At 28.3% G+C, this 12,749-nt stretch carries 10 protein-coding genes; 5 read left to right on the top strand and 5 right to left on the bottom strand.

Annotation, left to right across the window (positions count from 1 at the left end):
- Positions 1–204, top strand: a 204-nt coding sequence (locus U9R42_06935) for a hypothetical protein (protein MEA3495754.1), incomplete at its 5' end; no start/stop codon positions are given.
- Between the two features lie 20 nt (positions 205–224).
- Here the strand turns inward: U9R42_06935 and U9R42_06930 are convergent.
- Both U9R42_06930 and U9R42_06925 read right to left on the bottom strand, forming a co-directional pair.
- Complete coding sequence (locus tag U9R42_06930) at positions 225–1,409, bottom strand: glycosyltransferase family 4 protein (GenBank protein ID MEA3495753.1); 1,185 nt, start codon at positions 1,407–1,409, stop codon at positions 225–227.
- A 21-nt stretch (positions 1,410–1,430) separates the two neighbouring features.
- A complete protein-coding gene (locus U9R42_06925) occupies positions 1,431–3,638 on the bottom strand; it encodes a TGS domain-containing protein (GenBank protein MEA3495752.1) in 2,208 nt (735 codons plus the stop codon).
- Between the two features lie 174 nt (positions 3,639–3,812).
- Here U9R42_06925 and U9R42_06920 point away from each other — a divergent pair, with 174 nt between their 5' ends.
- From U9R42_06920 to U9R42_06905, 4 genes are all read left to right on the top strand, one after another.
- The gene (locus tag U9R42_06920; protein ID MEA3495751.1) at positions 3,813–5,567 is read left to right on the top strand and encodes a cache domain-containing protein; all 1,755 of its coding nucleotides are present in this window, start codon (positions 3,813–3,815) and stop codon (positions 5,565–5,567) included.
- 57 nt (positions 5,568–5,624) lie between these two features.
- Positions 5,625–6,287, top strand: coding sequence for a response regulator transcription factor (locus U9R42_06915; GenBank protein MEA3495750.1), 663 nt, complete (start codon positions 5,625–5,627; stop codon positions 6,285–6,287).
- 361 nt (positions 6,288–6,648) lie between these two features.
- Positions 6,649–8,997, top strand: a complete 2,349-nt coding sequence (locus U9R42_06910; protein ID MEA3495749.1) for a TonB-dependent receptor — start codon at positions 6,649–6,651, stop codon at positions 8,995–8,997.
- A 43-nt stretch (positions 8,998–9,040) separates the two neighbouring features.
- Positions 9,041–9,448, top strand: coding sequence for a hypothetical protein (locus U9R42_06905; GenBank protein ID MEA3495748.1), 408 nt, complete (start codon positions 9,041–9,043; stop codon positions 9,446–9,448).
- Positions 9,449–9,590: 142 nt separating this feature from the next.
- Here the strand turns inward: U9R42_06905 and U9R42_06900 are convergent, their stop codons facing one another.
- From U9R42_06900 to U9R42_06890, 3 genes are all read right to left on the bottom strand, one after another.
- Entirely contained in the window at positions 9,591–10,157 is a 567-nt protein-coding gene (locus tag U9R42_06900; GenBank protein MEA3495747.1) for a hypothetical protein, read from the bottom strand.
- A 95-nt stretch (positions 10,158–10,252) separates the two neighbouring features.
- The gene (locus tag U9R42_06895) at positions 10,253–10,432 is read right to left on the bottom strand and encodes a hypothetical protein (protein ID MEA3495746.1); all 180 of its coding nucleotides are present in this window, start codon (positions 10,430–10,432) and stop codon (positions 10,253–10,255) included.
- Positions 10,433–10,494: 62 nt separating this feature from the next.
- Entirely contained in the window at positions 10,495–11,937 is a 1,443-nt protein-coding gene (locus U9R42_06890; protein ID MEA3495745.1) for a malonyl-CoA decarboxylase family protein, read from the bottom strand.
- Positions 11,938–12,749 lie beyond the last annotated feature (812 nt).

Genomic DNA, 12,749 nt, shown 5'->3' with positions numbered 1-12,749 from the left:
AGAGAATCTGCAAAGTCAAGTGTTTTTCAATACACATTAGCTTGCGGTGTTGAATATTTGTTAAATAATTCTATTGCATTTTCACTAATGGCAAATTATTCATCAGGACGGAATAAGTTTGAATATATGCAAGCATTGGAAAAAGATGTTCAGCAAAATTCTGTTATCAATTTTTCGGGTGGAGTAGTTTATTATTTTTTTTGAATTTATTTATTATTCATACATCATTTTTCAATAAGATTTGTATAAATTTCTTCCAATTCTTTTTCTTTATCTTCTAATTTTAAAGTACTCATTACAGACTTCTGACCTGCCTCACCAATTTGTTTACGCATATCAGCTTTGGACGACAGTTCCAAAATATACTCAGTCAATTTATCAACATCCCATTCTTCAACAAGTAAACCCGTTTCGTAGTTTTTAATAATTTCAGGAATTCCTGCATGATAAGTTGAAATTACAGGTAAACCGCTAGCCATTGCTTCTATAACAGCACCTGGGATACCTTCTTTTTCGCCATTTTTATCTATTAAACTCGGATGAATAAAAATGTCAGCATTTGATAAATACCTTAGATGTTCTTCGGAAGCATAGCTATAAGAGGATTTTACGGTAACATACTTTTGCATTCCAAACTTATCAATAATAGCATAAATCAAATCTCTAGTAATACCGTCACCTACAATTGTTAGATGGATGTTTTGATTTTTTTTATAAGCTAAAAAAAAGGCTTTAAGTAAAAAATCATGTCCCTTTTTGGCAATAAATCTTGACAAATTAAGAAAAGAAACTACTCTCTTTTTATTATAGTTATGAATACTATAAAATTTTTGAATATCACTACCAAAATAATGTACAATAATTTTATCTTTAGGACAGCCGAGTTTGATAAGATCATCTTGCATATCTTTTGACATTGCAAATACCTTATCAGCATATTTGAATGTTCTTTTTTGCAAATAATATTTTGCCAAACCAAAATAAAGGTTTGGAAAATCGGAACAATCATAGCCATAAAAGGATACTACTTTTAGCAAATTCACTCTTTTTAACATTAATAAAAACATTCCAGCATCTGTACCATAATGAAAATGGAGAATATTGATTTTTCTTTTTTCAATATATTCCTTAATTATCGTAGCTTGTTTTCTTGTAATTTTTTTTAAAAACTTAAACAAAATCTTATCCCATTTATTTTCTGAAAGAGATAGATTTAATTCTTCAATTTCTTTATCAAAACTCCATTCAATTCTTTCATGACCCTCTTTATACTTTTCAAATTTATATGCAATAGATGGAATAAAATTGATATGATTTATAATTTGGTTTATTATAAAAGAAGACTTTAATTGGGATTTCTTCCTTACAAAATGTAATACCCTATAATCTGTTTGTTTTGTGGTTTTCATACTTTTTATTTAAATTTCTTTTCATCTCCCCCTCTTCCTCTCTACCCTCACAGCCTTGGTAACACCCTTTACTCTCAGCAACTTTTTTAGCAATTCATCAAGATGTGAAGTATCTTTTATGTCTAATTTAATATTACCATTAAAATAGCCATCACTTGAATCAACATTTATTGATTTCATATTTACCGCAAGATCTGTAGATATAACTTCTGTAATGTCTTTTATTATCCCTACTTCATCGCTTCCAATTACTTTTATTGACGCACCAAAAGAAATACTTTCTTTGGTATCACTCCAGCTTGCCTTTACTTCACGATAAGGATACTTTCCAAGCATGTGATTTAAATTTGGACAATTTTTTCTGTGAATAGTTATACCTTTTCCAATGGTTACAAAACCGGTTATTTTATCACCTTTAATTGGATTACAACATTTTGCTAAGTTAAAATTCACTCCTTTAAGATCATCATCAATAAGCAATACATCATCTTTTGACTTGGCTTTAGCTTTTGGTTTCTCTGTAACAAGATGATTTTTAATGTCCTCCAAATTCTTTTTCTTTGAACCTTTCTTTTTAGGTTTTTGAAGAATTTCTTTTATTTCCGATAATTCTATTTTCTCATTTGCAATTTTTGAATACAATGCAAGTGAAGTATTTAAATTATAGTATTTTAAAAGTTCAACAATTATCTTATCATCAAATTTAATCTTCCAATTTCTAATTTTTCTTAAAAGTATTCCCTTTCCTGTTTCTGCATCACTATACTCTTTTTCCTCTAAAGCTCTCTTTATTTTAGACTTAGCACGAGAAGTAAAAACATAATTCATCCAATCAGGTTTTGGTGATTGCTTTCTTGACGTTACAATTTCTACCCTATCACCACTTTTTAATTCATATTTTAATGGAGCAACTTTTTTATTTACTCTTGCACTTATACAACTATTACCAATATCAGTATGAATACTGTATGCAAAATCAAGAATTGTTGAGCCAAGGGGTAATTTTTTCAAATCACCACGAGGCGTAAAAATAAAAATATCATTCAATTCTGTTTCCGGCTCAAATCCATCGTATTGCTCAATACTTGTTGCAATACCATTATCCAGTTTTTCTCTAATATTTTTTAACCACTTAGTAAATTCTTTCTCTGCTTTACCACCTTTATATTTCCAGTGTGCTGCAATACCTTTTTCAGCAATATTATCCATACGTTTTGAACGAATCTGAACTTCAACCCATCTATTCCCATATCCTAAAACCGTAGTATGTAATGATTCATAACCTGATTCTTTTGGAATTGTTATCCAATCACGCAACCTTTCAGGCTTAGGTTTATAACGATTTGTAATTATTGAATATACATGCCAACAATCAGCAACTTCATTTTTTTTCTTTGAATTAAGTACTATTCTTATGGCAAAAATATCGTATATTTTTTCAAAATCAAGATTTTGCTTTTCAATTTTTTTTAAAATAGAATGAATAGACTTTGTTCTCCATTTTATAGAATAAGACATATTCCTTTCATCAAATTCTAACTTTAAAGGCATGATAAAAGAATTGACAAACTGTTCATATTTTACTTTACTTTCTTTTATCTTCTTTTTTATAATTTTATATTTCTTTGGTTCAGTATATCTTACATACAAATCTTCAATTTCTTGTTTGATGTAATAAAATCCTAAACGATGAGCTATGGGAGCATATAAATAATAAATTTGCGTAGCTATCTCTCTTCTTATTTTTTCTTTTTCAAAAACAAGATATCGCATTCTCATCAATCTTTCAGCAAGCTTAAGTAAAATTATCTTTACATTAGTTGTATATGTAAGGAGGAGTTTAATAAAATTCTCCGTTTGAATACTTGCATGGTCTGTTTGAAGTTCAGATATGCTTATTAAACCTGAAACAATGGTATCAATATCTTTGTTGTAATGTACTTCAACCTCTTCTTTTTTTATGAAATTATTTTTTACAATTAAATAAACAACTATACTTATTACGCAATTTGGATTCAATGCAAGTTGCTCAATCACAATCTCAGCAATTTCCGGAACTTTATGTCCTTTTTTATCTGCCTTTGTTTTTTCTATCGAACTTTTATATTGGGTAAATGCTTTACGCAATAACGAGAATTCGTCTTTTGTTGAAGGATTTACTATTTGTAATAATTTACGATAATTTAAATCAATTTGGTTTTTGGGTTGCCCCTGATATATCAGCTTCATTGATACTTATCGTTTAATTAAATAATAATTTATTATTTTTAACAAAATGTAAAATTACAAAATCTTTAACATAGAACCAAAATTTCTTGTTAAAATTAGACATTCCAAAAGTAGCATGAAATTAATTATCTTTTTAATTTATTTTTTTATACTTTTGAAAAATATGAAACTCTAATGAAGAAGGATTATTCAAAATATTATAAGATAAAAGGTTCCTTAGGAATTTATATATCCTTAGTTATTTTAATTATTCTAATTATTTTTACGATTTTTTTTTCAATACAAAATCATTTAAAATACAAAAAATCTGTAGTAAACCAATGGGAAAAGCAACTACTTACCACAACAAGAATATCAGCATTAAACATTGAAAGTTTTGTTACGAAATATTCCGAAAACTTATTATCACTATCAAATAATCCTGTAATTAAAAAAAGAACAATTTCAGGTTCTGCCAATATTAATGAATTTTGTTTTTTACAAAACCTTTACAATATTCACAAAATAGATATAAATGCAATATTATTGTTAAAAAATAAAGGAGAAATTATTAAAAAAATCCCAAATTGGGATACAAGTTCAAAATGCCCGAACTACTGTAAAACAGGTATTTTATATTCTCAGAACCCCGGAAAAGGAGAAATAATAGTTGGTGATATTTTTATAAATCATATACAAAACAGTGCTTTCACAATATCTTGTCCTGTTTTTAATCAAGAAAAATTTACAGGTATTTTAAGGTGGATGATTGAAATTGAAAATATTTCTTCAAAATATATTGACTCATTTATTGTTGGAGAAAATGGCTATATGTGGATGCTTGATAATAAAAACATTATCCGTGCTCATCATAAAAAATCATTACTTAACAGAAACATTGACAACATATTAACCAATTTTATTTCTGATGAAAATTTGAAAAAAGTTGATAAAAAAGATATTCAAGAGCATATAAATTCAACTCATTCATTTTTTACAGCAATAAAACAAAAAGATGAAGGTTCAGGCAAAATTATAGATTTTGCACATAATGAATATAGTCTTGCTGTTTTCAAAAAAGTATTTCTCGGTGATAAAAGCTGGACAATAATAATGAATATTCCATATTCGGAAATTACAGGACCTATTTATAAAAACGCATTAAAAACAAGTCTATTCACTTTAGTAATTGCAATCGTTTTAATTACACTATTTATAATTTTTTATCAATCACAAAAATCAAGAATAAAGCTTGAAAAAGAAACAAAATACCTTGCAGAAATTGCAAGTTCATCAAAGAAATTAAAAGAAGAAAAAGAAAAACGTTTAACAGCATTACTTGATGGTCAGGAAATTGAAAGGAATAGAGTATCACGCGAAATACATGATGGTTTAGGACAATATCTATTAACAATAAAGATGAAATTAGAAAATCTTTATTCTAAGTCTCAGCCTAATATAAAAGAAGAAATACTGAACATAAAAAATCATTTTTTAAACACAATTGATGAAGTAAAAAAAATATCCAATAACCTCATGCCTGTTGCATTAGATGAGATAGAAATTGAAACGGTTATTCAAAATCTTTGCACCGAAACAGAATCAATAAATAATAAGAAAATTGATTACGTTAGTCATGGAATTCCCGAAAATATTAATCCAAAACAAAAAAGATATTTATACAGAATATCTCAAGAAGCACTTAATAACGTTATTAAACATGCTAAAACAAGTGAAATAAATGTACAATTTTTAGGTAACAATGAACAAATTACACTTATCATTCAAGATAACGGAATTGGATTTAATTATAACAAAAACTTCAAAAGCTCAGGAAACGGAATCAACAATATGATTGACAGAGTAAACATACTTAATGGTAATATTTCTATCCTAAGTGCAATAAACGAAGGAACAAAAATTACTATTAAGATACCATTAAAAAGCTAAAATTTAAATGCAATTTCAAAATATGAAAAGTTAATTTAACAAAATTAAATACTGAGAATGAAAAAAATACGCGTTTTATTAGTAGATGACCACAAAATATTTAGAGATGGAATTTTATCCCTTTTTTCAGGTGCAAAAGAAATTGAAATAATTGATGTAGCAAGCAATTCTAATGAAGCTTTACAAAAAATACGAAATCAAAAACCTGATGTTGTTATAATGGATATTTCAATGCCAGAAATTTCAGGAATTGAAATTATTAAACAAATTAAAGAAGAAAATATAAGCAGTAAAATTCTTGTTTTGTCAATGCATACTAAGGAAGAATATGTATTTAATGCAATAAGAGCCGGAGCAAACGGATACCTACCAAAAGAAGAAACTTCGAAAGAGGAACTGTTTAAAGCAATTAAGGAAATAATTGCCGGTAAAGAATATTTTAGCAATTCAATATCCACTATTATGCAAAAATATTTTTTGCGTAAAGCTAAGAATAATGAAAATGACTCGGTTAAAGATTACGAACAACTAACAAAACGAGAAAAAGAAGTTTTAAAACTTGTTATCGAAGGATTAAGCAATATTGAAATTGCAGATAAATTATTTGTAAATATAAGAACAATTGAAACGCATAAACATAATTTATTACAAAAATTAAAGATAAAAAATACAATAGAATTAGTAAAATTCGCCTTAAAAAATAATATCCTTGAATTTTAATTTTTTTATAATAATTAATTAAAACAATTAAATCAACTAAGTAAATCACATAGAAAAACTAAGTAATACACATAAATACAATTTAAGTGCAATAGAGGTACATATTTCGTCAAACTGACTTTACCTTTGCACTCAATTTATTTAAATTTCTAATTATTTTATTTCACTTTTATTGTATCACATTTTTAAAAAAAAATAAAAAATTTCACAAAAAAAGGATTTTTTCACAAAAACAATATTTTTACTATATGCTATATATCAACACCTTACAAATTATTTTAAAAAAAAGTCATTTTTTTTGGTTACCTTTTAGGTTTTAATTGTACATATAGATAAATTTCAAACAAAAAATTACAAAATTATGAAACAAAAACTTTACTTAATCTTTATTCTACTTTTAGTATTTTCATTTGCTAATGCTCAAAAATCAATAGTCAAGGGATATGTTTTTGACAAAGAAAACAATACTAAATTGATAGGTGCAAATGTTGTTCTAACTCCTACAAATTTTGGTGATGCAAGCGATAATGATGGTTATTTTGTCATAAAAAATGTTAAACCGGGGAAATACCAAATACAAGTTCTTTATTTAGGATATAAAAGAGCAGAAAAAACTATTAGTGTAAGCTCAGGAAAAGAGATTACTCTCAATTTTTATCTTGAAAGAGGTTCTATTATCCTTTCACCTACTGAAATACACGTACGCAGAAAGGTTACATTTTCAAACACAAAAACAAAAATATTAGAAAGTACCTTAGAACAAGAAGCAACAAGGGATGTTGGAGATTTATTACGACAAGTACCTAATGTTTCAGGTGTTCGTAAAGGAGGTTCTGCAATTGACCCCGTAATAAGAGGTTTCAAATTTGACCAATTAAATGTTATTCTTGATGGTGGAATAAGAGTTGAAGGAGGATGTCCTAATAGAATGGACCCTGTTTCTTCACATGTAGAAATGGAAGATATTGAAACAATTGAAGTTATTAAAGGACCTTATACATTACGTTATGGACCCACATTCGGAGGAGTTATAAATCTTATTACAAAAAAACCAAAAGCCTTTAATACAGAAAAGTTTGAAGTTCACGCTCGTGCTGTAAAAGGTTACGAAAGCAATTGGGATGGAGACAAAGAACACCTACAAGTTTATGGTGGAAATAATCGTGTTTATTTTAGTCTTTCAGGTTCTCAAAGCAGATACGATGATTATACTGATGGACGTGGAGAAGTTATCAGCTCAGGATTTCATAAATGGAATCACTCTGCTGAATTAGGATTCAGACCTGCTGAAAATCAAGAAATACTACTTTCCTACAATGAATCACACGGAAGAGATGTTTATTACTCTGCTTTACCTATGGATGAACGTGAAGATAATACAAACATAATGTCTATTGATTATACTGCAAAAAATCTTTCAGAAAAAATATCAGATATTAAAATCAAAGTTTATCGTTCAAAGGTTGAACACATTATGGATAATAAAGAAAAACCATTTGGAGACACAGTAGCTGCTATTTCAGCAATTGATCCTACTAATACCGGTGGTCGTGCAGAAATAGGACTTAATACTGGTGAAAACGGCAAACTTTTTATTGGAACAGATTACGAAAATATTGACAAAGACGGAACGAGAACAAAAAACTTCTATGTTATGCCTCCTACTCCGATGGGTATGCCAATAAAAGTTGAAGACATTTGGACAAATTCAAACATTCAAAACAACGGAATTTTTGTAGAATATTCAAACAGATTTGGAACTATTGAATTGATTACTGCGGCAAGAGTTGACTTTAACAGAGGAACAACAGAAGATATGAATGTTTATAAATTTGTAAAAGGAGGAAAGGATACTATTCAGCAAAGTATTGATGATGTTAATACAAATTTTACAAACTTAAGTTTTAGCCTTGGATTATCAAAACAACTTAGCGAAAATATATCAGTTGGATTAGGTTTAGGTAGAGGAGTTAGGAGCCCTGGAATGGTTGAACGATTTATCAGATTACTACCCGTTGGATACGACCAATACGATTATCTTGGAAATCCATTACTAGAACCCGAAGCTAATAATCAAGCCGACCTAAATATTGAATACACAAATAAAGATATTGGTGGTTTTAAAGTAAATTTATTTTATTCTTATATTACCAATTTTATTGCCGCCAAAGAAGTGCCACCAAGCTATGTAAAACAAAATACAAGTAGCGTTCTTGGTGTAAAACAATTTTATAATTCACAAGATGCTGTAATGTTTAGCGGTTTTGAATTTACTTATTCAACTCCTAGTGAATTCAAAATGGGAGGACAACTAATTGCTGCTTATACTCAAGGAACAATGGGGGAAGCTTACAGCAAGCTTACTACTATTGAAAATGATCCTGTATCAGAAATACCTCCTTTTGAAGCAAATATTTTGTTACATTACAAAATGTTCAATGATAAATTGATACCAAGAGTATCTTACAGAATAGTTGCTGAGCAAAACAAAATATCAGAATCTTACGGTGAAAAGAACACTCCCGGATTTTCAGTTGCTAATTTTGGATTGGTTTATAAGTACAGCAAATTATTAACTCTTGCAGGTGGAATCAATAACATTTTTGACAATGATTACTACGAGCACCTAAACAGAAGAATGCTGGGTAGTCATGATAATATTTATGAGCCGGGAAGAGCTTTTTATATTAACATGATAGTAAATTTATAAAACAATAAACAAATTTTAATTTCAACATTTTAAAATAATGATTATGAAAAACTTAAAAAATATACTTGGATTATTAACAATAGCTTCACTAATGCTTCTTTTCATTTCTTGTGAAAAAGATACAGATCCGAAAGAAATAAAATATTCCGTAAAAGGATTAACATCTGAATACAAAGTAACATACTTTGAAAACGGAGAAAATAAGTCAGAGGTTGTTACAGGAGGAGAAAATTTTATGCATTCTTTTAAATCCGAAAAGGGAGAAATATTATACTTTGACATAAAGTATAAAGATGATGTTCAAAAAATGTCAAATTTTTCCACTATGATTGCAGTTGGCGGAACAATCCTAAGAGAAAGTTATGCTTATGACTTTAAATGGGCAGATTCAGCATCTCAAAATATTCCATATCCTTATGAAATAATATTGAGTGCAACTGTTCCTTATTAAACTGTTTATTTGTTTATTTGTTTATTTGTTTATTTGACAGCTTTTGTGAATTTACATGCTTGGGTTATTAAAATAAAATCGTAAATTTGAATAGTGTATATTACAAGTTGTATAAAACAACCTTATAAAACTCAACAAATAATCAATATAAATAATCTGCACAACCAGCATTTTTAATGATATTTTTCCATCTATTTTCTTTAGTCCAATATTTATCACCAGGCTGAACATATCCCAATATTCCGAAATCTCTCCAATCATTTGGTTGGATTTTCATTGTTGAAAGTTCAACTGTAACAAAAAATTCATCCAGAGCCCTTAAAAGCAATTCAATTGTTCGTAATTCAAGACCAACTATATCACATTCATTTTTTGTAATTGATTTAACAATGAAGTTGATAAATCCAGCTACAGAATCGGTAGTATCCCTTTTTCGATGTTCTTTTTTGTTTCCGATTTTTGACTTTATTTTTACAGCTTCGTTATTAAAATAATCAGATAAAGTTTCGGAATGAGCCTTATGCATTCTTACACCTTTAAAATATTCATTTATTTTATCCTGTCGAATTCTGTCACCATATGCAAAATCTGATGTAAATTGCAATAATGTTCCAGTTTCCTTAATAACATCAAATTCATAGTTGCAGTTTAATTGAGCAATATAAAAAAAAGGTGGTTGGTGAATAACATTGTCTTTGAAGTAAAACATCTTTTGAATTGCCTTTCTTATACCGAAAGGTTATCATGTAACAGAAAATAAATTTTCTTAACATGCTAATCCATCGGCATAATACTAGATTCTTTTTAATTAAATTGATTGTGGTTTAGTATTACATATTCTTCTTTTTGAACAACATTTTCAGAAATTGATAGCTCATAGATATTAGTATATGTTGGGCAAATTGGTTCATTCTTAATTTTATTAAAGAGTTCTTCATTATGTCCTAACTCATACCAAATGTTGGTATCGGCAATGATTCTCATATTCAAAATTTCAATAATGTTATGTGATTAGTCTAATCACGTTATTCCTTTTGTTTTTTTATTCACTTCTTTAATAAATCTCTCACAGCTTTTGAAGCATGTACTTTAGCTTCGCTAATATAACTTTCATGATTTGAAACAATTTTTGACACTTCATAATAATAGTTTACCATAATACCTGCGGATTGCTCTATACCTTTTTGAGAAATATCTCCAAGCCAGTTTAGTTGCTGAACTTTAGCTCCATTTCGCAAATGAAAATTAGCTACAGGATCATAAGTTTTGTTTCCTTTTTTTTCATTAATAAGATAATGAGTACAAAGCCTCATTAAAGGAGTTCTTATTGCATCAACTTTTTTAGTGTTTTCATACCACTTTTCCGAATTTAAAATTCTTAGAAAAGCAACAATTGTATTTCTTTTTAGTGCAATTCGTCTAATCTTTTTTGATTCTTCTTTAGTAAAAAAATCAGCACCTTTAGTATTAATATTTTCTCCTAACCAATCAATAAATTTAGGAATCGGAGAAAGAGTAGCAAAACATTTTAAATTTGGCAATTCCTTTGACAGCTTATTTACAACTTGCTTTATTAAAAAGTTACCAAAATTAATTCCTCTCAAACCTTTTTGTGTACTTGAAATTGAATAAAAAATTGCAGTATCTACTTTTTCAGGATCAATTGCTTGAGTATCTTCATTAAGCAACTTATTGATATTACCTGCAATTCCATTAACGAGTGCTACCTCCACAAAAACCAAAGGCTCGTTAGGCATTCTATGATGAATAAATGCGAAAATACGGTGATCAGAATGCAAGCGATATTTTAAAGCTTTCCATGATGTTATTTCATGAACAGCTTCAAACTCTTTTAGGTTTTCTAATAAAGCAGCCGGAGAATTCCATGTTATTTCTTTTAAATCTAAAAGATTAATGTCAAAATATCCTTTTAATAAATTTTTTATATCAATATCCAACTTTTTAAAGCGAGGAAATTTCTTTTCTAATTTTAAAATCTCTCTTCGCATATCTTTTAAAAAAATAAAACCATTCGGAAGTGTAATAAACTGTCTTAATAATTTTGTAACAGGTGGTACAAGTGCTTCCCTAAGATTTAGTTCAGCTTTTATTAAATTTTTCTCATCTTTTATTGTTTTTAATTCCTTTATACTTTTATTAAGTTTTTCAATATCCACATCAAAATCAGAAGCAAGTATATTTAAAATTTTTTCTTTACCTTCCTTTGTAGAATGAAGATAAATCATCCCAAGATGAACAATTCTGGATTTATTAGTCAGTTCTCCACCCTTTTCTAAAATACAATCTTGCATTATTTGTTTTAATAAACCTTCATCCTCTTTAGGAATATCCATTCTAATTTTTGGTGGTGCATTACCTGATTCTTCCCATGCTTTTTTTATTTTTTCAATTGTTCTATGGCTAATACCAGGAATAGATTCTTTTATCTGAATTTCATTATTTTCGTTTTCGTTTTTTAAAAATTTCATATCAATTTAATATGGCATTAATTATAAAGTATTTTGTCAAACAGTTTAATAAAAAAAACGTAATATTAACAAAGATTATTTTTCAAAGGTAATAAAATTTATTGAGAAATGAATGAAAGAATGTGTTAATGAGAAAATAAAAGTAGGAAAGTACGATATCCTGAATCACAGGACTAAGACAAGGCAGACAAGACAAGGCAAAAGCTAACAACTAAAAGTGAAAAATTAAGAGTTACGGATAAACATAAAGAAGTACTTAAAGTGCCTAGAGTGCCTAAAGTACTTAAAGGTAAAAACTAAAAGGTAAAAACTAAAAGGTAATCCTACGGACTTGCTTCGCTTCGAAAGTTATGTGTTACGAATAAACAAAAAGAAGTACTTAGAGTACTTAAAGTGCCTAAAGTACTTAGAGTTATGTGTTACGAAAAAACAGATAAACAAATCACCAGATAAACAAATAAACAATCCCTACAGCAACAACCCATAAAGTCGTCATTGTGAGGGAGATACGACCGCGACAATCTCGGGCTTTTTAGCAGAGGTAGTAAAGAAAGCATCCTACTCTTATTCATCAGATTGCCACAGTCATTCTTCCTTCGCAATGACGGTATGGACAGGGTTTTGGTTTTATAAGCAAATCAAAAGTACTAAAACATAAAAATAATAATTTGAGTTTTTACCTTATAATTTCTCCTCAAGGAGAAAACACAAAAGAGGTATAAAAGAAGCAAAAACTCAAATTATGGAATCGCTAATAAATAAAAAGTTGAAATTGAACATTTATTTTCATAGCAACTTTCTTTGACTCACCC

The sequence above is a fragment of the Bacteroidota bacterium genome, assembly GCA_034723125.1.
GTDB lineage: Bacteria > Bacteroidota > Bacteroidia > CAILMK01 > JAAYUY01 > JAYEOP01.
The sequence above is the reverse complement of the archived record's forward strand: the minus strand, read 5'-3'. Positions and strand labels throughout refer to the sequence as shown.